Below are 24,496 nucleotides of genomic sequence, written 5' to 3'. Positions count from 1 at the left end.
GGGTCTGACAACGCCCCTTCGGGCAAGGCGACTTGATGCCGTACGACGATCGCGCGGCGGGTGTGAAACTTTTCCGCACGATCATGTGCGGACGGGGAAGGTGCTCCGGCATGAGCTTCACGAATATGCCACCTTTCATACCGGGCCTTGAACTCTCCCGCCGCTTCTACACAGATGCCGTACGCCCCCTCCTTGAGGAAGCCGCCCCCGGAATCCCGCACTCCGCCGCCCGTATCGGAAGCGGATCGGAAGTCCTCGGCTTCGACACCCCCCGCTCGGCGGACCACGAATGGGGCCCACGTCTGCAGCTCTTCCTCCGCAGAAGCGACGTCTCCCGGCACGGCGGCCGCATCAGACACGTACTGACCGAACACCTTCCGAAGACCTTCGAGGGCTACCCCACCCACTTCGCCCCCACCGGCGACGGCGACACCCGCGTCATGCAGGAAACCGACGGACCGGTCCACCACCGCATCGAGGTCACCCATCGCGCCGCCTGGTTCACCGACGAACTCGGCTTCGACCCGTGGCAGGGCGTCACCCCCACGGACTGGCTGGCCACCCCCACCCAGCTCCTCGCCGAGGTCACCGCCGGCGCCGTGTTCCACGACGGCCTCCATGAACTCGGCCCCTTACGCCACACCCTCCGCTGGTACCCGCACGACGTCTGGCTCCACGTCCTGGCCTGCCAATGGCAGCGCATCTCCCAGGAAGAGGCCTTCGTCGGCCGCTGCGGCGAAGTCGGCGACGAACTCGGCTCCGCCGTCGTCGCCGCCCGCCTCGTCCGTGACCTGATGCGGCTGTGCCTCCTCATGGACCGCCGCTACCCGCCGTACGCCAAATGGCTCGGCAGCGCCTTCGCCCGCACCCACGCGGCCCCCCGCCTCACCCCCGTCCTGACCGCCGCCCTCGCGGCCACGGACTGGCACACCCGCGAACGGCACCTCGCGCAGGCTTACGAGATCGTCGCCGGCATCCACAACCAGCTCGACCTCACCCACCGCGTGGACCCGACCACCCGCCCGTACCACTCCAGGCCCTTCCGCGTCCTGCACGCCGAACGCTTCGCCCGCGCCCTGAGCGCCCGCATCACCGACCCCACCCTCCGGGACCTGCCGGCCGTCGGGTCGGCGGACCAGTTCATGGACAGCACGGACGTCCTGACGCGACCGGAACTGACGCGGGCCATGAGCGACGTGATGAGAAAGCCGCGGTGAGCGGTGAAGGGTGAGGGGTTATCAGCCAGGGCCCTGGAAGGGGCCGATGTAGCCGGTTCGGGCGTGTCCCGTGCCCCGTATGGCAGCTCCGCGCCCCGTATGGCAGCTCCGAAGAGCGCCGTGGGAGATATCGGATTAGCCTCCGATACGAGCGCAAAGTGGATCTTTTGATGGTGCGCTCTACTCACGCAAGGAGGAGACATGCGCAAGCTTCAGAAGGCCGCTGTTGCGGCCGCCATGATGGGTACGTTCAGCTGCATAGCCACCGGCACCGCGACCGCCCAGAGCGCGCCCGTCATGTACGGCGGTGGAGGCTGCAAGTCTCACGACTTGAACGTCGGCCTCCTTGGCCAGGTTGGCCTCCTCAACGGCCTCCTGGGCAACGCGATCAACGGCGAAGGCAACGCGGGCGGGCAACACCAGCACGTCGGCTCCAGCTGCGGCCACGGCCACTAGCGGCGATCCGACACTGGTAGCTCACCGCAACGGGTCTCGGCACCCGGGCCACAAGCCCGGGGCCGGGGCCCTGCTTCTGTCTCCGGCTGAACAGGGAAGACTCCAGCTGAACACGGAAGAAGGGCGGCTCGTGAGAAGGGTGATGAAGCCCTCACTCTCCGAGTCGCCCCGATTACCCACGTCAGGACTGCCCGGTTTGTCTCGTCCGCCCAGTCCGTCGCGGCTCGGCTGGCTGGACGCGTTGCGCGGCATCGCGGCGCTGGTCGTGGTGTTCGACCACTCGTCGTACTCCTTCATGGCGGAGTTCCGACGGGAGTTGATGCCGGAGTTCAACACCAGCCGCTACGGCATCCTGGTGTTCTTCCTGGTGAGCGGCTACATCATCCCCGCATCGCTGGAACGCCGAGGCTGCGTACGGACGTTCTGGACCGGCCGCGTCTTCCGCATCTACCCCCTGTGGGCGGCCGTCGTCACCGGCGCACTGGCAGCCGGGGCGCTGGGCGTGGCGGAGATCCGGGACTTCGGCGGACAGAGCGTCACCTCGGTGGCCGCGGCCCATCTCACGCTGTTCCAGGAGCTGTTGGGCACACCCAATCTCCTGCTCGTCCTGTGGACGCTCTCGTACGAGATGGCCTTCTACCTCTTGGTCGTCGCTCTCTTCACGGTCCGCCTGCACCGGCGTTCCGTCGCGGTGGCCGTCACCCTGGCGGCGGTCGCCGCCCTGAGCGTGACGGCAGGGCTCGCGCTGCCGGTCTCTTTCCTCTCCGACGCACTCGGCACCGGCCCGCTGATCGCGCTCGCCTCGGTCGTGATGGCGATCGCCATCTGCTGCGCGAGCACCGGATCGGCGGCGCTGCGGATGTTCGGGGGCGTGCTGGGCGGCGTCCTCACACTGCTCCTGGTCGCCTTCAACGGCACGGTCCCGGTGTGGGAAGGCCTGGTGATCCTCGCCGTGATGTTCCTCGGTACGGCGGTGTACCGGGCCGACACCGGCCAGAGCAAGTGGTCATACGTGGCGTGCGCGGCCGTCGTGGTGGTCGCCTGCGCGGTCGGAAGTGCGTACGGCGACGGGGACACGGGCGGGGACATGGGCGGGGACAACTTCACACCCCGCGGCTGGACCCTGGCCCTCCTCCTGGCCGTGTTCACCTTCGCGGCAGGCCTGACGCTGCGCCACCGACACATCCCCCGCCTCCTGACGGGACTCGGCACGATCAGCTACTCGGTCTACCTCGTCCATCCACTGCTGCTGGCGGTGAGCGACGGCACGATCGGACGCCGGCCGCACGACGACCTCGTACTCGAAGTGGCCTTCTACGTCGTGCTGTTGCCGCTGTGCGTGCTGACGTACCGCTATGTCGAGGCGCCGGGGCAGAGATGGGGCCGGAGACTGGCCCGATCTTCCCTGCCGCCCCTCACACCCCACCGCCCTGCGACTTCACGATGCACATCGCCCAGTGATCGAGCCCGCGGAACCATCGTCCACAGCCCGGCGTCCTGCCTGGTACTCATGATCGGCTGGGGGGTGCGCTATGGAGTCCGACGCGCCGTGGTGGACCGTCATCGTGATTGCAACAATGATTTCAGCCGGTGTGACGGTGGCGCTTGGGGCCATCCTCGTATCTGCGGTCGCCGCAGTTGCCCTTGCGGTGGGTTGCGTACGACACGTTCTGGGCGTGGTGCGCGGTGATCCTCCAGGGCGGTGATGAATGCGCTTACGGATCACGCTCCGTCCAGGCGCATCGCCTCCCGCAGGTCGCGCCAGTCTCCGGTGTTCCTGAAACGGGCGTGCAAGGCCTTGGTCAGAGTGGTGCGGAACAGGGTGATCGCCTTGTGGTCGGGGCCTGCCGCGCTGAGCGCGGTACGGGCGGCGGTCACGGCCTCGTCCAGGTCTGCGGCGTTCCCCCGGCGGCACAGCGCGAGACTGAGGTTGTTCCGGAACATCGGGACGAGCCAGTGACTTCGGGCTACGGCCTCGCAGGCCGCGCGGGCGGTCGTCACCGACTCGTCCAGGTCGGCCGGGTCCGAGCGCAGTTCGAAGCGTTTCTCCAGGGCGGCGCTCAACCGGTGGAGGTAGATGGCGTGCTCCTGCGTCCCGGTGGGCACGGTCGCCACCGCCTCCCGCCAGGTGCGGATCACCGGCTCCATGTCGGTGACGGCACCGGACAGTTCCTGCCGCTTCTCGTAGGCCATGGCCAGCTGGTTGAGCGTGTCGGCGCGATCGGCCGGAGTCGCGGAGAGGTCGTCGAGGGCGTGCCGGAACAGCGTGATGGCGTACCGCAGTCCCGGGTCGCCGGCGGACGTGGGCTTGGCCCGCTTAAGGATGTCCGCCGCGGAGTTGGTCTTGAACTTGCCGAAGGTCATCCCCGGGGTGTGCAGTTGTGCGCGCAGATCAGGGGGAAGCAGCTCCGGGGCGGTCTGGGCGAACCCCTTGAGGAGACTCCGGATCCGTGGATCGTGGCGGGCGTAGGGCACGGTCAGCGCGACCGCCGCCTCCAGGGATGCCTGGCCCTCCGCCTGGGGCAGATCGATGAACCGCAGATAGTGGATTCCGGCGACCATGACCGCGGTCGGCCCCTCGACCGGCGTGCCACGCGCCGCCCGCAGGACCAGGTCGGCATCGCGCAGGGCCTGCTGGTCGAACGCCAGACCACGGTCGAAGTCGAGGCGCCGGCTGTCCATCCGGACGATAAGTCGGTCCATGGCGCGCAGGGCCGCGGGATCGTGTACGTACTCGTCGAACACGTCCGGCTCTCAGACTGGTTCGGGCCCGGCCAGGTGAACGGGCCTGTGCAGGTCCCGGACTCTGGCGAGCAGGGGGAATCCGCCCTTACGGCCGCGCCGGGTGACCTTGGCGCGGACGGTGAGACCGGCGAGGACGGGGGTGTCGGCCGGGGCGCGCAGCAGGATGTGGAGTTCCTGGTCGGCGTGGAGATAGCCGGACCTGGGGTAGAAGTCCCAGCAGGCCTTGGTGAAGCCGACGCCGGAGGTCGTCAGCGTGGGCACGTACATGGTCTGCGTCAGCGCCTGCTCGTGCGAGGTGCTGAGGTCGAAGACGCTCGGCACGGCCTTGAAGGACAGCCCGACGACCCGTCGGCTCTCGATCTCCATCGGCAGCTCCTGCACCTCGCGCGGCGACATGTCGATGACGGTGCTGCCCGGGGTCGGCGTGAGGTCCACCTGGAGTCGGGCGTAGGTGAACGCGCACTCAGGGTGCGCGTGCAGGACGAAGAGCAGCGGTACGTGGTAGGCGGCGGTGCCGGGCGGCAGGTCGGTGCTCTCCACCTTGGTGGGAGCGGCGCGGGCGACGGCCATCCGGTTCTCGCGGCGCAGGAATCTGAGGTCCTCGTCGCTCACGACCACGGGGGGCTGGTCGACGCCCCAGAGGGACTGCTCAGGGGCGGCCACGCGGGACAAGGATCCCGTCCCCGGGGTCGGCGCAGCCTCCCGTAACATCCCCATTTCCTCGTGGTCGGCATCGAGGTCGAGTTCCACGCTGTAGGTGAACTCGTGCTCGGTCACTGTCACTTCGGTCCGCTCCATACCTTGTTGTGCGTGTGCGTGGCCTGCGCAGGTCACTGCCAGGCGCCGACCAGTTGGAATCCGGCCCAGCGGTCGAACCGCGCCGGGTCGCGCTCCTGCTCCCTCGCCTCCAGGGCGGCGGCGCGCAGGGCGTCGATCCTGGCGAGACCCTGGCGGCCGATCCCGTCGTAGAACGCCCGCATGATCGTCACCGTGGCATCGTCCGGCACCTTCCACAGCCCGGCGACCACCGAGTCCGCCCCGGCGAACAGCAACGCCCTGGGCAGACCCATGAGTTCGTCGGCGGCATCGGTCGCGCTCACGCCGGTCTCGCAGGCGGACAGCGTCACCAGGGAGAGGTCCGGGGCACGCAAGCGGATCACGTCCCGCGCGGTGAGGACGCCGCCCCCGGCCAGCAGGACGCCCGAGCCGAGCGGATCGTCGGGATCGAAGCGGGCGTGCGCGGCGAGATGCAGCACCGAGGACCCGGTGAGCGCGCGGCGGACGACGTCGACGGTGGCCCCGGACCCCAGGGTGAGCCGGGATCCCGGTGTCCGGGCGAGGAGTTGGGCTTCCTTCCGGGCGCCGGGGAGGTCTCCGGTGGGATCGCCGAAGATCTGTATGCCGTGGGGCCCCCGGAGGCCCGTCCGGTCGTGACCGCTCCCGTCCCGGCCGCGCAGGAAGGAGCCGCTGGGCAGGACGCCCAAGGGGTTGCGCTCCAGCAGGACTTCGCCGCCCCGCCCTCCGGTGCGGACGGCGCCGAGCGGGACGTGGTGCAGAAAACCCGTGGGGCAGACGAGCAGCCGCTCACCGGGGTCACAGACGCTCGTCAACAGCTCGCGGACCGGGGCGAGTTGGGCTTGGAAGAGATCTTCCGCGTCGGTGGCGAGCAGCCGCACCCGGTCGGCGGCGCCGAAGTTCTGCCGTACGAACCCGCCCAGTTCGCGGACGTCGGCTGCCCGGCTGCGCAGCACCGGCCCCGTGCCGTCGGAGCGCAGCGCGATCACGCCCAGCGTGTGGTCGTCGAGGAGGACAAGGCTCGCCAGGACGACCGTACGACCGTCGTCCGCGCCCGTCGCCAGGCGGCGGGCGATGTCGGCGGGGTCGGCCGGACTGCCCTGCCGTACCTGGACGTAGTCCGCGGCGGACGGGGCCCGACGGAGCACCTGGGCCCACAGGTCGTCCAGTTCGCCCTCGATCTCGCGGTAGGAGTCCCAGAACGCCGGGCTGCGGTCCCCCGGCAGGCCGCGCAGCCTGCGCCGCCGGGCCAGCAGGGTCGCCTCGCGCGCCACGAGTTCGCGCGGGACGCCGGCCGGTGCGGGCAGGTCGCCCTCGCCGAGGGTGTCGAGGAAGGTGCGGGCCCGCATGGACTCGTGGGCGGCCCAGGCGGCGCGCGCGTGCGAGCCGGGATCGCCCTCGGCGGCACGCCGGAAGTGCAGCCGGGTCAGCTGGGTGAAGGCGGCCATCTGCTCGTTCTGTACGGCGATGCGCTGCTCGGGGTCGGCGGCTTTCGCGCGCAGTTGTACGGCGGCATCGGTAACCATGGTCAGAAGGTGTACGGCGGTGTCGTATTCCCCCGATTCCTGGAGCAGACCGGCGAGTTCGAGGAGTGCGGGGGTGGCGTCCGCGGTGTCGATGACACGGTGGCGGGTGCCGTCGGAGGCGGTCCAGTCGAGCGGGGTGGCGGTGCTCCCCTCCTGCGGGACACTCGCGTGGATGACGGCCTGTTCCAGATGGTGGCGGGCGTCGCCGCCCAGGGCCTCGCCGATGTCGGGGCGGGCCCGCAGCACCCGGGCGATGTCGAAGTGGTTTGCCGACAGCCGGGCGGAGTTGCCGGTCCGATCGAGCTCCCGGGCACGCACGAAGCAGGCGAGGGCGCTGCGGTGGAAACCGAGCCGGTGCCTGGTCCGGCCGAGCATGGTGAGCGCCCTGATCAGCGTGTACGGCAGCACGAGCCGGGGATTCTCGTCCTCGGCGAGGTAGACGGCCTCCTGGATCGCGCCGATACCATCGTCCGTCATGCCCCGTTCTAGGGCGATATGACTGACGGCGGCGAGGGTGTCGACCTGGGTGCCGGTGGTGGGGTGCGCCGCCTCCGCCGCACGCGCCTCGCGGGTGTACGTCAGGCAGGCGGCCCGATCGCCGAGCCGGTCGCACACGGTGGCGAGGCTGTGCAGGGTCGAGGCGTGCGGGCTGGTCTGCGAGAACAGCCGGTCGTACTCGCTCTCGGTGATCCCGGCGGCCCGCATCGCGGCCTCGTCCGCGAGGAGCAGTTCCCGGGCCTGGAGGAGACAGGCCTTGGCTTCCGGCAGCCGGTGCTCGGCGGTCCGTACGGCCGCGACCACCGCGTAGGCGTCGGCTAGCAGGCGGTCACGGCCGAGGCCGAGGCGACGCGGGGCCGGGGCGAGATCCCTGGGCAGGGCTCGGGCGAGCTGGAGCTGCCGTTCGGCCCACAGGGTCCAGCGGGTGTGGTCCCGGTCCTTGATCTGGTAGTGGTAACCGATGGTCATCGCCTGCAAGATGGCCTGGAACAGTGCGTCGGGCGACGCGGCGGCGATCCAGGCGGCGGTGCGGTCGTTGTCCTCGGCGACCTGGGCGAAGCCGTCAGGATCGTTGTCCTGTGCGGCCGAGACGAGTCTGCCGCCGTGGCCGCTGCCGGGATCACCAGAGCTGACAGGGCGTGAACTGCCTTTCGCCCGGCCCGACTTGCGGGGTCCGCTGATGATTCCCAGGGCGCGGAGGACGCCCTCGGCGTCCAGGGAGCCCTCCAGCCGTCCCTGCCTGCCGAACGGTCGGGGCGGGTTCGTCCTGTCGAGTTCGGCGAGGGCCTTGCGCGCGGCCCCGTAGTCCGGGTCCAGTTCGAGGGCCTTCTGGTAGTACGCGCGAGCGCGGTGAGCCCCTGCCCCGCCGTTGCGCAGGCACTCGCCGATCAGCCACAGCCCCTGCGCGCTGGGCTGGATGGCGACGGACTCCTCGCAGTACGCCTGGGCCAGGTCGTACTTCCGGCGCAGGTACCAGACGTCTCCGAGGCAGTGCCAGGCGTAACCGTGGTCGGGGTCGAGCGCGATCGCCGCCTCGTACTCACGCTCGGCGTCGTCCAACCGGCCCGTGCCGAAGTACCTTTCGCCCGCCTTGAAGTGTTCCTCGGCCCGACTGCGGTCCCGCAGCCGCCCCACCTCGGCCGTCAGCTCGGGATCGTCCCTGGTGAGGTCCCGCGTCGCCTCGGCGCGCTGCTCTTCGGGGAGCCATTCGACGAACGACGCGAGGAAGTTGGCCTGGAACTCGTCCTGGGACATGCCGGTCGGGTCGAAGCCGCCCCGGCGCGCGGGCCGGTTCCTGTTGTCGGCGTCGGCACCCCGGTCGACGTGGATCTTCGTCCGGGGTGTGCGGGGCGTGGTCAGCCTGTCCGGGAGGGGTTCCTGGAGGGGGTCGAGCCGCTTCAACTCCTCTTTCCAGCGGCCGAGTTCAGGATCACCACCGAGCCCGACCGCGATGGTGCACAGGAACGTGAGCGTCTCCACGTCCTCCGGCCCCGGCGGTTGCCCGAGCAGATCGGTCAGCAACTTCCGGCCCGCGAAGTACAGCCCGCGCTCGAAGCGGCAACGGGCCATCAGGTGGACGACCTTCCGGTCCGCCGGCTGGACGCGCCGCCGCTCCTCCAGCACGGTGTAGGCCTCCGCCCAGGCACGTCGACGCACCAACTCGTCGCCAAGTGCGGCCAGCACGGTGGGTTTCCGGCCGTGCTCGGCCGCGATGCGGTCAGCCTCCCTGGCGAGCTCCAGGGCGCGCGGGACGTTCCGGAGCGAGGCCAGCGCGTCTTTCCCGAGCTGGTCGGCCTTGTGCAACTCGGCCCCGCGCTGGACTTCCTCCGCGGCGGCCGGGGACGGCGTCGAAGGTCGTACCGGCCTTGCGGGAGACGGGAGTTGAGCCGACGGCTGAGCCCGGTCCCGCACGGGTATGCGCGGTACGGCCGCTCCTCGCTCCGCCAGGTGGCTCTCCCAGGCCCGCTCCAGCCCGGCCACCACCGAGGCATCCAGGTTCGCCAGTTCGGTGAGGGCGGTGCGGACCCCGGGGTCGCGGGCCCCCGTGTCGAGGTCGGGCCGGGTGATCGCGGCGGCCAGCCGGGCGAGGGCGGCCAGGATCACGGCGCCCTGGGACCTGCCGGTGGCGTACTCGCGGGCCGCCAGTTGATAGGTGCGGTGGGCTTCCCGCTCCCGTTCGAGGTGGTGAGTGGCGCCGATGAGGAAGTAACCGTGGCCCATGAAAAGGTCGTAGCCCAGGATGATCCCCCGGACGGCGCTGGTCCACACGGACTTCTCCGAGGCGTCGGGCGAGGCGAGGACGAGGAGGAGCAGTTCCCCCGCCCCCTCGACCGGCGGGGTGGGCTCCTCGCCCCGGGCCATCGCGTCCCGCGCACTGAGCAGCAGCGCGAGCGTGCCGGCCGCGCGCCAACTGGGGTGGCTGCGGCTTACCTTGTCGTACACCGCCTGTGGATTGCCCAGCAGCGTCAGCTCGGCGACCCAGGTGCGGGCGTCGGGTAGACCGTCTTCGGCGACTCCGGGAATCCGGACCGTGTCCGCCCATGCCTTCGCCAGTGCTCTGCACAACATGCGTACCCCGTGGCTGTGCGTCCGTCCACGCCGTCGTACGACGTTCCGCGCATGATGCCACGCAAGGCTGAGGCCGGGAGCGGGAACCGGGGCGAACTCGGGGGTAAGCGGCCGACGTCACAGTCCCTACGGCTGCGTACGACTGCGGAAGGCCGCGGTGATGCGCGGGAGGCGACCGATGAGTCTCTGCGTGATCCGCAGTCAGAGTTCGTGGTTGGTGCGCCGCAGCCGCGAGTGTGGGCGTAGCGTGCGCCCACGCCACCGAACCTGCTGAGAACCGGGCACGAGACACCCCGGACACGAGACACCGAGGAACCCTGATGCGTACTTTGATCAGCACCGCTTTCATCTCGCTCGACGGCGTCGTGGAGGCCCCCGGCGGCGAGCCCGGCTACCGCAACACGGGGTGGACCTTCAAGGACATCGAGTTCCTCCCCGAGGCATACGAGATCAAGGGCCGGGAGCAGAAGGAAGCCACCGCGATGCTGCTGGGCCGGACCAGCTACGAGGCGTTCAGCCCGGTGTGGCCCGACATGGAGGACTTCCCCGGCTACAAGGTGATGCCGAAGTACGTCGTCTCCACCACCCTCACCGGGGACGACCTGGTGTCGAACTGGGGCGAGACCACGATCCTGCGCTCGCTCGACGAAGTCGCCACGCTGAAGGAGACCGAAGGCGGCCCGATCATCGTCCACGGCAGCGCCACCCTGAACCAGGCCCTGTCGGACGCCGGCCTGATCGACCGCTACCACCTGCTCGTCTTCCCGCTCCTGCTCGGCGCGGGCAAGCGGCTCTTCAGCGCCACGGACAAGGACACCCAGAAGCTGAAGCTCGTCGAGCACGGGGTCTACGCCAACGGTCTGCAGTGGAACGTCTTCGACGTCGTCCGCTGACCCGTGCGGCGATGGCATCCAGGGTCTCGTTATGGTGTGCCGATGGCGTCGATCAAGCAGTTCCAGGTCACCTTCGACTGCGCAGAACCTGAGCGCGTCGCTCGTTTTTGGTGCGAGGTGTTGGGGTACGTCGTACCGCCGCCACCGTCAGGGTTCGCCACGTGGGACGACTTCAACCGTTCCCTGCCGCCTGAGGATCAGGGTTCATGGTTCGCCTGCAGTGATCCCTCGGGTGTGGGCCCGCGACTGTACTTTCAGCGCGTTCCCGAAGGCAAGGTCGTCAAGAATCGGGTGCACCTCGACGTGCGGGTAGGCACCGGGCTCGTGGGTGAAGAACGCCTCGCCGTGCTCGAAGCCGAGTGCGCACGACTGGTCGCGCTCGGCGCGGTACGCGTGCAACTGCTGCCTGCCGATGACGAGAACGAGTCGTGCATCGCGATGCAGGACGTCGAGGGCAACGAGTTCTGTCTCGACTGAGGGTTGACGACCATCCAAGCTCTCCGGCACCGGGGCGCATGGGTTCTTCCTTCTTCGGGCATTCCAAGCGGGATGAGTCGAAGGAGGGGGCGGCCCGGAATGGACGGGGAGACGGTCATCGCGGCGTGTGCCGTCGCGATCGCCGTGGCATCGTTCGCCGTCTCGGTCTACGAAGTCCGCGCGACACGGCAGCACAACCGCCACTCGGTGCGGCCCATACTCCAGTTGCAACGAAGGATGTCCAAGGGGCAAAAGGCCGGGATCAGGCTCATCAACGCCGGTCTCGGCCCGGCCGTCGTCCTCAGCACATCCCTGACGGTGGACGGCGAAGTGATCGGCGTGTGGAACAAGGCCGGCGCGGACAGGGCACGTGAAGGCCTCGTCGCATGGCCCTACGCCGTGACGTTCACCGAGTCGCAGACCATCGCCACCGACTACGAGGAGTTCTTGCTGAGCGTGGACCCGTACGAGCCACACGCTCACGCCGAGTTCATAGACCTCATAACTCGGCGCCTGCACCTGGAGATCCGCTACGAGTCCCTCTACGGCGGAGAGAACTTCCACGTGACCCTGCGGCCCCGCACGGAGGGCTGAGGGGTTTGTCATGGAGCGGGTGACGAGAATCAAACGTGCGCGTGATGGGGGTGCCGTCCCGATCCGACCGGGCACAACGTCCACGGCGTCGTCTGAGGTGCCTCCCCGTCCAACGAGTCAACGGGGTGTGCGAAGTCAGGTGAAGGTGGCGATCAGTGGGGCATGCCGGCCCCCGTGCGCAGGGCCTGCCAGTCCCGGTACATCGCCAGTGCGGTCAGGGGCTGGCCGGTATCGGGGAGGCAGCCGCCGAGCATGTCGGTCAGCACGTCGCCCGGGCCCAGTTCGAGACAGGTCGTCACACCGTCCTTGTGCAGCCGGCCGACCGCGTCCGCGAACCGGACGGGTTCGCGCAGCTCTCGTACCCAGAACTCCGGTGTGGTCGCCTCGGCCCCGACCGGCTCCGCCGTGATGTCGGAGATCAGCGCTGTGTGCGGTACTGCGAGGCGCAACGTCCTCAGCGTCCTGAGGAAGTCGTCCAGGATCGGGTCGAGCTGCGGAGAGTGCGCGGCCACGCTCACGCGAAGCAGCCGACTCCGGTGGCCGCGGACCGTCCACTCCTCGTGCAGGGCCGTCACCGCGTCCCGGTCGCCCGAGACGACCACGGCTCTGGGGCCGTTGACCGCCGCGACCACCATCCCGGGCGTCGGTGGCAGCTCCTGCGGCGCGGCCTCCAGCGCGGCCATGGCTCCCTGGCCCGGCAGCGCGTCCATCAGCCGGCACAGGGCACCTACCGCGCGACAGGCGTCCGCCAGGGAGAAGACACCGGTGACGTGCGCCGCGGCCATGCGCCCCGCCGAGTATCCGAACACCACGTCCGGTTCCAGCCCCCAGCTCTCCAGCAGCCGGTACTGCGCGACTTGGAGCGCGAAGATGGCCGGATTCCCGAACGCGATCCGGTCGAGCAGCGCCGAGGTCCGGGTGCCCGGCTCGGCGAACATCACGTCCCGCAGAGGCAGATCGAGGTACGGGTCGAGGAGCGCGCAGACTTCGTCGAGGGCAGCCGCGAACACCGGGAACTCCGCGTGGAGTTCGCGGCCCATGCCCGGCTGCTGGGATCCGGCGCCCGAGAACAGGAACGCCGTCCGGCCCCGTGGCAGCCGTATCGGAGCCGGAGCCGGAGCCGGAGCCGGAGTCGAAGCACCGGACCGCTCGGCGCGAGTGCCCGCGGATGTCTCGCCGGAGGTGCCCGCCAGCAGTTCCACCACTTCCCGGGCCGAAGTGCACACCGTGATCCGCTCCAGGTCCCCGGTCCTGAGGAAGCCCTCGTCCCGGGCATGTTCCAGGAAGGCCAGCAGCGGACGGTAGAAGCCGTCCGGGTCCAGCAGGAGGCAGGGCTTGCGGTGGATGTGCAGCTGGGCCCAGGAAATCACTTCCAGCAGTTCCTCCGCCGTGCCCAGGCCGCCCGGCAGCGCCACGAAGGCGTCACCCAGCTCGGCCATACGTGCCTTGCGCACGTGGATGTCCGCCACCACCTCCAGCTCCGTCAGCCCCGTGTGCGCGATCTCGTACGGCAGCATGCGGCGTGGCACGACTCCGGTCACCGTGCCCCCGGCGGCCAGGGCCGCGTCGGCGACCGCGCCCATGAGCCCCGAGCGTGCACCGCCGTAGACGAGGCGCAGACCGGCCTCGGCCAGGGCATGCCCGAACTGGGCGGCCGTACGCACATAGCCGGGGCGCGACCCGGGCGCGGAGCCGCAGAAGATGGTTACTCCGGTCACGGCCACAGGTCGTACCCCCGGGTGAGGATCTGGTGCGGGTCGTACTGTGTTTTGGCCCGGGCGAAGCCCTCCCAGGCCGGCCCGAAGTGGGCCTGCCAGTCCCGCGGAGTCATCTGCACGGCGCTGACCGCGTGGAGGGTCCCACCCAGCTCCCGTGCCCGCTCGTACAGCTCCCGGTTGGCGGCGAGTGCCTGCCGCACCGCGTCCGCGTCGGCGGGTGGTGCCGTGCGCATCAGGGAGACCAGACACAGGTCTTCCCCCATCGGTTTGCGCAGCATGGGGGCACGCAGCCGGTCGGAGCCGAGGGGGCGCAGCTGGACCGTTCCGCACGTGCGCAGTCCCTGCTGGCCGCTGTCGGCCAGGATCGCCGGGACGAAGGAGACGGCGGCCGCCTCCGGGAGCAGGAGTGTCAGCCACGGATGCGGGCGTTCCCATTCGCCGGTGACGCGCAGGATGCGCTCGTCGCGGTCCATGCGGTACAGGAACTCCGCGTAGGAGAGGTCCTCGATCTCCTCGACGTCACGGTCGTGACGGAGACCGTCGGTCAGCGCGGCGTCGTCCGGGGGACGCTGACCGGTGTGCGGGGTGACGGCGTCGATCACGTAGTCCCAGGCTCCGTCGAGTGCGGGCCGCGCCTGACCGGAGACATGGGTGAAGTGGTCGTGGTGAGCGAGTCGGCGCTGATCGGCGAAGTACGGCCCGGGGAGCGAGTAGTGGAGGCGGTAGCGGCGTACGAGAGCAGGCGCGGGCACCAGGCGGAGGGTGGCCCGGACGATCAGCGCGCACTGGCCGAGGCCGGCCAGGACCGTGTCGAACAGGTCGGGCCGGCGCCGGCGCGAGCAGGTCACCTGCTCGCCGGTGCCGGTGACGACCTCCACTTCGCTCACCGCGTCGGCGACGAGGCCGTACCGGTGGCTGGACGCACCGAAGCCACCGGTGCTCAGTGTCCCGCCGACACTGGCACCGAGATGGTCGGGGAGCACCGGCGGGGCGAAGCCCTCGGCGAGGGCGGCCTGTACGACGTCGCGCCATCTCGCGCCCGCCTCGGCGACCAGGGTCCGTTCGTCCGCCGTGCGCTGCACCGCGTTCAACGCGCGCATGTCGATGAGGTATCCGCCCTCGGCCCGTCCCTGGCCGTACATCGAGTACCCGCCGCCCCGCGCGGAGACCGGTATCCCCCGCGGGCCGGCGAAGGCAACGATGTCGCGGAGCTCGTCGCCGGTGTGGGGCGTGCGGACATCCAGGGGGCGGGATGCCACGATGTGGCCGAAATCGGGCGTGGGGCAGGTGGCATCGCTGTGGGCCGTGCCCGGTGGGGGCACACGCAGGGAGGCCGGCCTCATACGGCGACCTGCATCATGTCGAGGTCCGGCCCGGGTTCGTGGATGAGGTCCTCGAAGATCTCGGAGAACACCCGGTGCTGCAGGCGACCGTGCTCCGCGTGGCGTACGGCGATCAACTCGGCCATCCGCGTCAGCAGTTGTTCGGGAAGCTGCTGCTTGCCCAGGGACTCCACGTCGAGTGAGTACTTGGCACAGCATTCGAGAACTGCTTCGAAACCGTTCACGGAGGCCACGAACAGCCGCTGCCGGGGATCGTGCCAGAGCGTGGCCAGTTCGTCGATCAGGCTCCTGTCCGGGGGTGACGCGGTGAGCATGACGCGTGCGCGGCGGGTGAGAGTGGCGAGGTAGTCGTCGTGATCGGGCAGAGACAGCAGACGTACGCTCACGCGCCAGGGCAACTCGGCCGTGCGGGCGGACAGCTCCCGCAGCAGCGAGATGGATCCGCCCTCGACGATCACGAAACGGTGCTGGTGCTGTGTGGCCTGCTGCTGGACCAGCGTGACCAGCGCGTCCGCCGCCTCGCTCGCGGAGAGGTCGCCGTCCGCGACGGTGCGGTCGCCGAGCCAGTGCCGGCGCACGCTCGGCACGTCGGCCCCCGCCCGGGCGCTTGTGGTGGCCATGTCCACGAAGCACTGCAGCCGGTCGGCGACGACGATCGGCGCGCCGGTGACCTGGGCCATGGCGGTGGCGGCCGCACTCTTGCCGACGCCGGTCGGCCCCGCGATCACATGGACGACAGGATGTGTCTCAGAAGTGGGATTCCTGGTATCGGACATGAGAATTCCTGCTTTCAGGGCCGGTAATTCATGCCGGTCCGGGGCAAGGGGAAGCGGTCTCCCGTCGAGCGTGCCTGAACTGATTGAGTAATGCTCGGCACACCAGGAGCGGCAAGGGGGATGCCACCTCGGAAATCGTATGGAGAGTTCCACTCGCTTGTCCAGCCGACGGATCTTCTCGGCTGGGAAAGTATGGGAAAGTAGTTGTGAAAAATTGAGGGACAGGGTTAATTTTGAGTGAGCGGTCGGGCAATGTGGTTTCGGGTGGCTACGGGCCTGTGGGGTCCGGCTCGGATTCCACGCCGGGTTCGATGGCGGGCTCGACGGCGGGTGACCCCTCGTAGTGATCGGCGTACCGGACGGCGAGGCAGTCGATGGCGCTGAGCAGAGCCCGGCCGTTCGATGTGAGTCGGTAGTCCACCTGTGGCGGCGCGGTCGGGCGGACGACACGGGTGACCAGGCCGTCCTGTTCGAGGTTGCGGAGCGTGGCGGTCAGCATGCGGCCGCTGATGCCGTCCACGTTCCGCCGCAGCTCGGCGAAGCGTGCTCCGTCCGGGTCGATGGACGACAGGACGGGCAGTGACCACTTGTCTCCCATTCTGCGGAACAGCGCATGAAGTCTTGCGCGCTGCTGTCGCCCGGCTCGGCGGGTTTTCGGCCTGTGGTGGTTACCTTCTTGTTCCCTGGGCACATCGATGTCCGTCCTTGCGGCCGCGGGAGTGGCGGGATAATTTGGTGAGCGGTATGGATTCGCCCCGGCGGTCACACTGATTGCAGTTTTCTACACCATTGAGCTGTGGTCAGGAAAGCTGTGGAAAAATTCACGCGAGTTCTTTCCCTCGCTTTGTGGGAATTTTATGGAACTCATAGATTCTGGGACCGGAGAACCAGCCGGTGCTGCCTTGCGACGCCCGTTCTCCGGCTCCGGACGCAATCCCGCATGTCCCAACGGATCTTGGTCTGCCGAAGGTGCCTGCCCCAGGAGGAACGTCCCGTGCCCACCGAGCCCACCGACATGCTGATCGCCGCGGCGGAAGCCCTTGCCGCGCCCCTTCCCCAAACCCCCTCCGGCACGGTCCTCGTCGGCTACGGGACCGAGGAGGAACTGATCCGGTACGCCGTGACTCCGGGTTGGGCCGTGCACGTCCCCGGCCACCCCGGCGAAGTGCGCCAGGTGGTCGCGGACGCCATGGCACGCGAGGGCCGCGCCTACGTCCACGTGTCCGCGCGGGCCAACTCCGCAGCGCACGCCCTGACCGGCGGGTTCGAACTGGTGCGGGAAGGACTCGACGGCGTGGTGATCGCCGTGGGCCCCACGCTCGACCCCGTGCTGCGCGCCACGGTCGGCACAGACCTTGCCGTCCTCTATACGGCGACCATCCGCCCCTTCGACGAGGTCGGGCTGCGCACTGCCGTACTGGCCGCCCACCATGCCGACGTGGTGCTGGTCGAACCCTGCCGGCCCGGCGCCTCGGCTTCATACGTGGCCCAGACGTTGGTGCACGTGCCGCACAGGCTGCTCGCCCTCGGCGGTGCGGAGAGCATGGGCGAGGAGGAAATCGCCCGTGCCGTACGGGACTTCGTCAGGTGACCACTGCTGTACGGGGCTTCGTCAGGTGGCCACTGTCGTACGGGACTTCGTCAGGGACCACTGCCCTACGGCAGCCCCGAACCGTGTCGACCAGCCGGTCCCTCGACGAATTCCTGGAATGGCCGGACGCCGGCGATCCGGGCGCCGAGGCCGGTGAGCTCGCGCGGCAGCCGCTCGGGGTGACCATGACGTCGGTGATGCCGAGTCGGCCGCCGGGTTTCAGGACGCGGGCGAACCCGGCAGCGGCCCGGATCCGCGCGGGGAAGGCGCACAGGGCGCACTCGCGAACCACCGCGTCGAATGCGCCGTCCGGGTGCGGCAGTTGCCCGGGCGTCACCGGGGGTGAACCGCACCGGCCCGGTGAGGAGGCCGGCCGCCCGGGCGGCGCCATGCCACGCTGTGCGCGACCGTCATGCAGCATCCCGGCCGGGTGAAGCCGGGTGACAGCCCTTACGTCCGATGTGGCAGACCTCGGGCCGCTCACTGCCGAGCACATCGGAAGTGGCCAGTAGCCTCAGGCACCATGAGCATTCAGATCGATGTTGTGGTGAGTCACCCGGGCGATGAGGTGGAGAGGGTGCTCGGGTTGGCCGAGGCGGTCGGCGAGCCCGTCACTGTCACGTTCATGTGGGAAGGGCGTGACGAGGCGGAACGCGCGGTGCTGGTGCCCGCGGCCACGCTGGCGCTCTGGGAGCACTGGGCCCCCACCGCCTACCCGACGAGTGGCGCCGGGGACGAGAACCGGGCTGTGACGGAGGAGCCAGAACTGGCCCACCCAGCGGAATTCGGCGCGTTCACGCTCTTTCGCCGTCGCGTCGGAGGGCGCACGGCGGTTGCTCGCAAAGGCGTAGTGGTCGCCGAACTCCTGGACCCCGACGAGGCGCACTGGCTCCAGGAGAAGGCCCGCAATGTCCGCCAAGGTTTCATGGATCCGAAGCAGAAGGCGGCGTTCGAGGAGTTCCTTGGCCGGCAGGCGTCCCTCGATGAGCAGTGACGCGCAGACTCATGCCCCGTGGCTTTGTAGTTGAGCTTCGGGCTCTGGAACCTTTCCCTCAGCGCGGAGGCGCTCGTTGGCGTCGGCGGCGGCGAGATGCCCCCTGTCGGGACCGAATCCCGACACCGAACGTTGCGTCCCTGAGGTAGTCCCCGCCCGCGGCGGCGTCATCTCATCGTGCCAACTACTGGACTGGACACCCCAGCTCGGTCTTCGAACGGTTCGGAGAGCACGTCACTACCGCCAGCGACAGATACGAGGGGCGTTCGAGATAGAAGCCGAGTGATACGTCATCCCCCGCATCCAGCCTCTCGGCAGCGGAGTTGACCAGCTGTGCCAGGTGGGTGATGTCGTGATCCATCTCCGAGGCGAACCGAGGCGCGTACTCAGCCAGTTGTTCCCCGAGCCAGGCCGCGGCTTCCTTGGCCTGATCCCATGTGCCCCGAACCAGGGCAGGCGGCTTGACGAGCCAGTACGCCGTTTCCAGCGGCGGAAGGTCCGTGGTCCGGAACTCCGCTCCCACCTCCCGGTACCGCTGGATCAGCTCAGGCCTGCTTCCGGCCGGTGGCGGCTCAGGGTGTGGGGGCCGCCGTAGGGCTTCGTCGTCGAAGCGCTCCTTCGGGCCGGTCCAGAGGTAGCCGTGATGGTGCACCGCTCGTACCCGTTCGGTGTCGAAAGTCGAATGAGTCTCGAAGGTCCAAGGACCAGCCGGCCCCGATCCGACGGAGGAGTCGGGCGGGGCCGGCCGAAGAGGGGGAGGGTCAGACGGACAGGCCGAACCGCGCCGGGTCGATCCCGGCCGCCGTCAATTCCTCCGTGGTGAACCGCAAGGGCTCTGTGTCCGGCCGCTTGCTGTCACCCAGGGCCCAGGCGTTGTCCCCGATCCGGGCCAGGGTCACGCAGCCTTCTGTGCACGGGCCTCCGCATGCCTTCACGAAGGAGGCACCGTTGATGTCGAGCCCGTACAGGTTGGTTCCGTTCAGCATTCTCTGCACCTTCCGGTTCAGCTGTCGCGGCCGTGGGTGACCGCCGCCGCCCTTGGTGGGCGGGAGTTTGATTTCGGTGGCGACCCAAATCAGGCGTTGGCGCGTTGCGCGAGTTCGTGTCGGCCTGCGGCGACGAGCGAGCGCACGGCCGCCGGGCGGCACAGATCGCCATCACGTCGCGGTGGCACCACCCAGTAGGTTCCGGGCGGTTTCCGGCGGTCGATCCGTGGGACGCCGAGATACGTGCCTTTGCCGAGGCACGGCGCATCCTCGTCCTGCTCCAATTGCTGGATCACGCCTGCGCCCCAGTTGATGAGGGCGTAGTAGGTGGCACCTGCGGTGCGATGGTCGTGGATGACCGGACCACTCAGCCATTCCTGAATGGCGGCGGCGATGGGGGCGGGTTCCTCATATCCGACGGCGGCCTGCACAAGTTCACCGGGCAATCGGACTGCTGCAAAGAGACCGCCGAGTGGGAGGAGCGCCACGCCCTGGTGCGACCACTCTGCGTGTGCCTGCTGCGGTACCGGATGAGCGCGGGCAAGCCACTCAGTAATCAGTCTGTCCATGTCGGCTGGCGTCAGCACCGTAGCCCCCTCGGTCGAGTGTGCCGGTCACGCCTATGAGCAAACCCGAAGTGGCCTGTCGGCCATCAGGACAGATCCTGGGGAGTTACTCGCAGCCGACCGGACAGTTTCACCAAGTGCCGGAGGCCGGTAGGACTACCGTCGAGGGACCACGTGCGCGAGGGGGCAGAAGTGGGCAGCACGAGAAACACCAGGCTCGAAGCCCTGTTAACCGAGTTTGGCTACACCCATCAGCAGCTTGCGGATGCGGTGAACAGCGCGGCGGAGGACCTGTTCGGCAAGCCTGCCAACTGTTCTGACCGCCATGTGCGCCGCTGGATTGCAGGCGACGTGCAGTGGCCCTGGCCGCGCTACCTTCTCCCGCTCCAGCACATCTTCGGCCGCAGCCCCGAGGCCATGGGATTCATCCCGCGCACTTCGTCACACATCCCGTCTGTGTCTCGGCGGCCGGATCCCGCGAAGGATCGACACACCGTACGACGACGGGAGTTCATCGCCGTTGGCCTTGTCGCGGCACTTGGATTGGACGCCATTTCCTCGGTCGGCCGCCTTGGCACCAGCGACATTGAGCGCATTCGAGCCATCGTTCCGGCTCTGTACAAGTACGACCACTCCTTGGGCGGTGGCGCCCTGCACGAGGTCGCTACCGAAGCCCTGCGCCGCGTTCAGAACGCTGTCAACCACTGCACCTACGGCGAGCGCATCGAGCGGCTCCTGTACTCCGCGATGGGAGATCTGGCCGCTTCCGCCGGATGGTTCGCGTACGACGCCGGACGGCAGGAAGCCGCGACCGGTCTGTACAACGAAGCCCTCCAGGCCGGCATGCTCTCTGGGGACGGAATGCTGCAGGCCCGTGTCTGGTCCAACCTTGCGATGCAGGCTCGCCTCCTCAACCGCGACAGGGAGGCCCTACGAATCGGTCGTGCCGCCGTCGAAACGCGCCGGGCGAAGAGCGACCCATGGCTGATGGCACTGCTCCACTGCCGTCAGGCCGTCGGACATGCGCGCACCGGAGACCGCACCCGCGCCCAGCGATCCCTTTCCCGCGCTGAGACGGCCTACGATCGAACCCAAGGCCAGCCCGTGGCATGGCTCTCCTTCCTTACCCCAGCAGAGCTGACAGGCCTGGCGGGCGCCGCGCATCAGGCCCTCGGACAGCACCGACGGGCCGAACAACTCACCGCGTCCGCCCTCGAGATGCTTGAACCGCGCTTCGAGCGGAATCGGGTCTACTACACGGCGCAGCACGCTCAAGCTCTCATCAGCGATGGAGATGTTGAGCGCGCTGCAGCCCAAGCCGGTGAAGCCGTCGCCCTGGCGGGACGAGTTCAGAGCGAACGTATCCGAGACAAGCTCGCCGACCTGCGACAGCATCTTCAGCGATACGCGCACGTTCCGGCGGCAGCGGACTTCCTGGAGCAGACACGAGAGACGGGAGCGTGAAATGGACGGGCTTCGACTGGAACGCAGGGACGCGGCCGGTCTGGACGACATCCGACAGCAACTTCTGGACGTGTACGCGGAGATCTACGCGGACCGGTTGAGCGAGGACTTCCACAGCGTCGAGAGGTTCAACGAACGGCTCGGCTGGAACACCGAAGTGCCCGGGTTCGCCGCGGTCGTCGGCTACCTCGACGACACCCCGATCGGCTATGCGTATGGCTGCACGCTCCAGGAGACAACGCGATGGTGGAACGGCATCCAAACGCCGGCCCCTGCAGACGCCACCAGGGAGACCGGCTCCCGCACCTTCGCTCTCTCGGAACTCATGGTTGTCGAGAAGGTCCGTGGAACGGGCGTCGCCCGACACATCCACGATGAGTTGCTACGAGACCGGCCGGAGGAACGCGTGACGCTCCTGGTCGAGCGGGATCATCCCAAGGTCCGGGCGCTCTACGAGTCTTGGGGGTACGAGTGGTTTGGAGAAGTGCTGCCCTTCCCCGACGCGCCTTTGTACGACGCTTTGATCCTCCGACGCGGAACTGGACGAACAGGCCAGCCCATGTCGAGTCCGTGAGGGCGGTGTGCTGCTATGGGAGTTGCCGCAGCGATCTCTTCTCTCGCGGAGTCGGCTGTCGGCGCCTGACGCGAGTGATCTCGCCTCCTGTCGCTGACCGCTCTCCGACCCATAGCCTGCGGTCCGAGAGCTTCGAGCCAGGGAGAGACCGCATGCCCAGGACTACTCAACTGCGCACCTACACCGTCCGGGAGGGAATGCTCGACGAGTGGGTGGAGCGGTGGCGTACGGAAATCGTGCCGCTGCGCTTGGAGTTGGGGTTCGCCATCGATGGTGCCTGGGTGGACCGCGAGCGCAATCAGTTCGTGTGGCTCATCTCGTACGACGGCCCGGAGACGTTCGCCGAACGCAACGCGGTCTACTGGGCTTCGCCGGAGCGGAAGGCGATGAACCTGGACCCGGACGAGTACCTGGTGCACACCGATGACCGGACGGTCGAGCCGCAGTTGTGATCACGGGTTCAGTGGCAGCATGTGGTGTCGTCGCTCCTCGTCGCTGAGAACGCGGAAGACCCGGCCGCGGGCTTCTGCTTCCAGGCGGTCGAAGTCGGGGGTGGCGAGCCATATGCGGGCAGTGCCGTCGTAGGACGCGGTGAGCAGACGTGTGCTGTCCTGGGACCAGGCGACCGAGGTCACCTTGTCCTGGTGCACCCCGACGATGGCGATCTCATCGAGGGTGGCGGACGACCAGATGCGTACGGTGCGGTCGTCGGATCCGGTGGCGATGAGGCGGCCGTCCGGCGACCAGGCGACGGCGCGGACGCGGCCCTCGTGGCCCTTGAGGACCTCGATGCGGCGGCCTGTTGTGGTGTCCCAGACGGCCGCTGTCCAGTCACCGGAGGCGGTGGCGACGCGCTCTTCGTCCGGGGACCAGGCGACATCGTCGACATAGTTGTCGTGGCCGCGTAACACTGTGAGCTGCCGGGATTCGGCCACGTCCCAGAGCCGGCATGTGCGGTCATCTGAGGCGCTGGCCAAGAAGCGGCCGCTGGACGACCAGGCGATTCGGCTGATCCAGTCCTGATGTCCCGTCAGGCAAGTGAGTTCTACGCAACCTTGGGCCGCCCATATCCTCACTGCGCCGTCGTGGTCTCCGGTGGCGACGCGGTTGCCGTCCGGAGACCAGCTGACACACTCGACCACAGCTCCCCGGTGGTCGAACTCGCTCTCCTGACCCGGGCGGACGATGCGGAAGAGACCGTCGTTGGTGCTGATGGCCATGCGGTCGTCGATCGGTGACCACGCGATGCTCCATACGCGGTCCGTCTGTTCGATCACGTGAGTGGCAGGGGCGCCCGGGGTGGCGTCCCATACCCGGACCGCCCCGTCGTCCGACGCGGTGGCGATCCGGGTGTCGTCGTGCGACCAGGCCGCCTGGTTCACGGGCCCACGGTGTCCGTCGAGGAGCAGGCTTTCGGTACCGCGCGGCCTCAGGTCCCATACGCGTCCGGTGCCGTCGGTGGAGCTGGTGGCGATCTGGTCGCCCGACGGGGACCACGCCACGCCCCAGACAGTGTCGGTGTGTCCTCGCAGGACCGCGATCACCTTCGCATCGTGTGCGTCGACAATGCGTACGGTCCGGTCGGAGGAGGCTGAGGCGAGCATCCGCCCGTTGGGCGACCAGGCGACGTTCCAGACGTAGTCGGTGTGGCCGCGTACCAGGAGCCGCAGTTCACCGGTCTCGACATCGCAGATCCGTACCGTGTGGTCACCGGAGCCGGTGGCGATGAGGCGTCCGTCCGGGGACCAAGCGATGCCTTCCACGAAGTCGGTGTGACCGCTCAGTGTTGTCACCGATGTGCCGGTGGACAGGTCCCATACCAGGGCGGTCTGGTCGTGCGAGGCGGAGGCCAGGCGTGTGCTGTCCGGCGCCCATGCGAGTCCCCACACGTCGTCCTGATGTCCCCGCAGCTCGTGGACGAGGTCCCCGGTTTCGGCGTCCCACACGCGCGTCGCCTGGTCGCGTGCGGTAGCGGCAATCCAGCGCCCGTCGGGTGACCAGGCGACCTGTCGCCCGGTGTCGGTGGCGCCGGTGAGCAACCGCAGTGGCTCTCCCGACGCGGCGTTCCAGATTCGTACGACCTGTTCGCGGCCCACGGTGGCGACCCGGGCCGAGTCCGGCGACCAGGCCACGCCCTCGACCATCGTGCCGCCGGACGGGAGGACGTGCAGCGAGCGACCCGACCTCGCGTCGTATACGCGAGCTGTGCCGTCTCTCGACGCGGTGGCCAGTAGGCGGCCGTCCGGCGACCATGCGATGTGCCGGACTACGTCGGTGTGTCCGTCCAGTTGGGTGCGCAGGTGACTGGATGCCAGAGCCGTCATCAGTCCGCGTCTGGCAGCCGGGGTCGGGGTGCATTCGCCCAGCGCTGCCAGTGTCAGCAACATGGAGTGCTCCGGCTGCTGTTCCGCGGCGCCGAGCGCGTACTGCCCGATGCTGTCCGAGACGCGGCGCAGAAAGGCGAGATCGCGTCGCTGTGAGGACTCGACGAGAGACTGAGCGGTCCCCGAGGCCTGCCCGGTCTCTTGCAACGCGTGCAGCCATCGCCGGGCCAGGGTGAGCCGCTCGCCAGTGAGCAGGTAGTCGGGGCTGCGTCCGGAGCGGTCCCAGTCCTCTGCCCATCGTTCGAGCTCCGCGCGCTGACGCAGTTGCTCGGCGTGTGCCTCGACCTCCTGCCGCAAGGGGGCCCCACTGACGGAACAGAGCCTCGTGCGT

At 68.9% G+C, this 24,496-nt stretch carries 22 protein-coding genes and 1 pseudogene; 11 read left to right on the top strand and 12 right to left on the bottom strand.

Going from position 1 to position 24,496, the window contains the following annotated elements; genetic code table 11:
• Positions 1 to 110 precede the first annotated feature (110 nt).
• The 3 genes and pseudogenes from QQY66_RS17990 to QQY66_RS17980 all read left to right on the top strand — a co-directional run.
• Positions 111 to 1,217, top strand: coding sequence for a DUF4037 domain-containing protein (locus QQY66_RS17990; protein WP_301981377.1), 1,107 nt, complete (start codon positions 111 to 113; stop codon positions 1,215 to 1,217).
• A gap of 201 nt (positions 1,218 to 1,418) precedes the next feature.
• The gene (locus tag QQY66_RS17985; RefSeq protein WP_301981376.1) at positions 1,419 to 1,673 is read left to right on the top strand and encodes a hypothetical protein; all 255 of its coding nucleotides are present in this window, start codon (positions 1,419 to 1,421) and stop codon (positions 1,671 to 1,673) included.
• Positions 1,674 to 1,905: 232 nt separating this feature from the next.
• Positions 1,906 to 3,072 (top strand): annotated as a pseudogene (locus QQY66_RS17980) (acyltransferase family protein); the annotation flags it as partial.
• 323 nt (positions 3,073 to 3,395) lie between these two features.
• Here QQY66_RS17980 and QQY66_RS17975 read toward each other — a convergent pair.
• From QQY66_RS17975 to QQY66_RS17965, 3 genes are read right to left on the bottom strand one after another with little or no spacing between them, the layout of a single operon-like run.
• Positions 3,396 to 4,376 (bottom strand): tetratricopeptide repeat protein, encoded by a 981-nt coding sequence (locus QQY66_RS17975; protein WP_301981375.1) that lies wholly within the window; start codon positions 4,374 to 4,376, stop codon positions 3,396 to 3,398.
• A 51-nt stretch (positions 4,377 to 4,427) separates the two neighbouring features.
• Positions 4,428 to 5,201 carry a hypothetical protein gene (locus tag QQY66_RS17970; RefSeq protein WP_301981374.1) on the bottom strand — a complete coding sequence of 258 codons (774 nt, stop codon included), beginning with the start codon at positions 5,199 to 5,201 and terminating at the stop codon, positions 4,428 to 4,430.
• A gap of 47 nt (positions 5,202 to 5,248) precedes the next feature.
• Positions 5,249 to 9,805: a CHAT domain-containing protein gene (locus QQY66_RS17965; protein ID WP_301981373.1), complete on the bottom strand. Its 4,557-nt coding sequence runs from the start codon at positions 9,803 to 9,805 to the stop codon at positions 5,249 to 5,251.
• A 320-nt stretch (positions 9,806 to 10,125) separates the two neighbouring features.
• On the opposite strand from QQY66_RS17965, the gene QQY66_RS17960 reads away from it, so the two are divergent.
• The 3 genes from QQY66_RS17960 to QQY66_RS17950 all read left to right on the top strand — a co-directional run bounded on the left by QQY66_RS17960 (position 10,126) and on the right by QQY66_RS17950 (position 11,769).
• Positions 10,126 to 10,698 carry a dihydrofolate reductase family protein gene (locus QQY66_RS17960; RefSeq protein ID WP_301981372.1) on the top strand — a complete coding sequence of 191 codons (573 nt, stop codon included), beginning with the start codon at positions 10,126 to 10,128 and terminating at the stop codon, positions 10,696 to 10,698.
• Positions 10,699 to 10,740: 42 nt separating this feature from the next.
• Complete coding sequence (locus QQY66_RS17955) at positions 10,741 to 11,175, top strand: VOC family protein (RefSeq protein ID WP_301981371.1); 435 nt, start codon at positions 10,741 to 10,743, stop codon at positions 11,173 to 11,175.
• A gap of 99 nt (positions 11,176 to 11,274) precedes the next feature.
• Positions 11,275 to 11,769: a hypothetical protein gene (locus tag QQY66_RS17950; RefSeq protein WP_301981370.1), complete on the top strand. Its 495-nt coding sequence runs from the start codon at positions 11,275 to 11,277 to the stop codon at positions 11,767 to 11,769.
• A gap of 152 nt (positions 11,770 to 11,921) precedes the next feature.
• Here the strand turns inward: QQY66_RS17950 and QQY66_RS17945 are convergent, their stop codons facing one another.
• The 4 genes from QQY66_RS17945 to QQY66_RS17930 all read right to left on the bottom strand — a co-directional run bounded on the left by QQY66_RS17945 (position 11,922) and on the right by QQY66_RS17930 (position 16,204).
• Positions 11,922 to 13,487 (bottom strand): TIGR00730 family Rossman fold protein, encoded by a 1,566-nt coding sequence (locus tag QQY66_RS17945; RefSeq protein WP_301981369.1) that lies wholly within the window; start codon positions 13,485 to 13,487, stop codon positions 11,922 to 11,924.
• Positions 13,484 to 14,830, bottom strand: a complete 1,347-nt coding sequence (locus tag QQY66_RS17940) for an FAD-binding protein (protein ID WP_301981368.1) — start codon at positions 14,828 to 14,830, stop codon at positions 13,484 to 13,486. The genes QQY66_RS17945 and QQY66_RS17940 overlap by 4 nt, the downstream gene beginning before the upstream one ends.
• Entirely contained in the window at positions 14,827 to 15,606 is a 780-nt protein-coding gene (locus QQY66_RS17935; protein WP_301981367.1) for an isopentenyl transferase family protein, read from the bottom strand. Before QQY66_RS17935 ends, QQY66_RS17940 begins: the two co-directional genes overlap by 4 nt.
• 268 nt (positions 15,607 to 15,874) lie before the next feature.
• Positions 15,875 to 16,204 (bottom strand): helix-turn-helix domain-containing protein, encoded by a 330-nt coding sequence (locus QQY66_RS17930; RefSeq protein WP_301981366.1) that lies wholly within the window; start codon positions 16,202 to 16,204, stop codon positions 15,875 to 15,877.
• Positions 16,205 to 16,600: 396 nt separating this feature from the next.
• On the opposite strand from QQY66_RS17930, the gene QQY66_RS17925 reads away from it, so the two are divergent.
• Positions 16,601 to 17,197, top strand: coding sequence for a transketolase (locus QQY66_RS17925; protein ID WP_301981365.1), 597 nt, complete (start codon positions 16,601 to 16,603; stop codon positions 17,195 to 17,197).
• On the opposite strand, the gene QQY66_RS17920 is transcribed toward QQY66_RS17925, so the two are convergent.
• Positions 17,190 to 17,534, bottom strand: a complete 345-nt coding sequence (locus tag QQY66_RS17920) for a class I SAM-dependent methyltransferase (protein WP_301981364.1) — start codon at positions 17,532 to 17,534, stop codon at positions 17,190 to 17,192. The genes QQY66_RS17925 and QQY66_RS17920 overlap by 8 nt on opposite strands.
• Before the next feature lie 186 nt (positions 17,535 to 17,720).
• Here QQY66_RS17920 and QQY66_RS17915 point away from each other — a divergent pair, with 186 nt between their 5' ends.
• Positions 17,721 to 18,191, top strand: coding sequence for a hypothetical protein (locus QQY66_RS17915; RefSeq protein WP_301981363.1), 471 nt, complete (start codon positions 17,721 to 17,723; stop codon positions 18,189 to 18,191).
• A 184-nt stretch (positions 18,192 to 18,375) separates the two neighbouring features.
• On the opposite strand, the gene QQY66_RS17910 is transcribed toward QQY66_RS17915, so the two are convergent.
• The 3 genes from QQY66_RS17910 to QQY66_RS17900 form a co-directional block, all read right to left on the bottom strand.
• Complete coding sequence (locus tag QQY66_RS17910; RefSeq protein ID WP_301981362.1) at positions 18,376 to 18,843, bottom strand: hypothetical protein; 468 nt, start codon at positions 18,841 to 18,843, stop codon at positions 18,376 to 18,378.
• A 109-nt stretch (positions 18,844 to 18,952) separates the two neighbouring features.
• On the bottom strand, positions 18,953 to 19,177 hold the full coding sequence (locus tag QQY66_RS17905; protein ID WP_301981361.1) for a DUF397 domain-containing protein: 225 nt from the start codon (positions 19,175 to 19,177) through the stop codon (positions 18,953 to 18,955).
• 89 nt (positions 19,178 to 19,266) lie between these two features.
• The gene (locus tag QQY66_RS17900; RefSeq protein ID WP_301981360.1) at positions 19,267 to 19,764 is read right to left on the bottom strand and encodes a hypothetical protein; all 498 of its coding nucleotides are present in this window, start codon (positions 19,762 to 19,764) and stop codon (positions 19,267 to 19,269) included.
• 171 nt (positions 19,765 to 19,935) lie between these two features.
• Here QQY66_RS17900 and QQY66_RS17895 point away from each other — a divergent pair, with 171 nt between their 5' ends.
• The 3 genes from QQY66_RS17895 to QQY66_RS17885 all read left to right on the top strand — a co-directional run bounded on the left by QQY66_RS17895 (position 19,936) and on the right by QQY66_RS17885 (position 22,233).
• Positions 19,936 to 21,207: a hypothetical protein gene (locus tag QQY66_RS17895; RefSeq protein WP_301981359.1), complete on the top strand. Its 1,272-nt coding sequence runs from the start codon at positions 19,936 to 19,938 to the stop codon at positions 21,205 to 21,207.
• Position 21,208: 1 nt separating this feature from the next.
• Positions 21,209 to 21,781 (top strand): GNAT family N-acetyltransferase, encoded by a 573-nt coding sequence (locus tag QQY66_RS17890; RefSeq protein ID WP_301981358.1) that lies wholly within the window; start codon positions 21,209 to 21,211, stop codon positions 21,779 to 21,781.
• Between the two features lie 152 nt (positions 21,782 to 21,933).
• A complete protein-coding gene (locus tag QQY66_RS17885; protein WP_301981357.1) occupies positions 21,934 to 22,233 on the top strand; it encodes an NIPSNAP family protein in 300 nt (99 codons plus the stop codon).
• Here QQY66_RS17885 and QQY66_RS17880 read toward each other — a convergent pair whose 3' ends face one another.
• On the bottom strand, positions 22,234 to 24,462 hold the full coding sequence (locus tag QQY66_RS17880) for a WD40 repeat domain-containing protein (protein WP_301981356.1): 2,229 nt from the start codon (positions 24,460 to 24,462) through the stop codon (positions 22,234 to 22,236).
• Positions 24,463 to 24,496 lie beyond the last annotated feature (34 nt).

It is taken from the genome of Streptomyces sp. DG2A-72, assembly GCF_030499575.1.
Classification (GTDB): Bacteria; Actinomycetota; Actinomycetes; order Streptomycetales; family Streptomycetaceae; genus Streptomyces.
The sequence above is the reverse complement of the archived record's forward strand: the minus strand, read 5'-3'. Positions and strand labels throughout refer to the sequence as shown.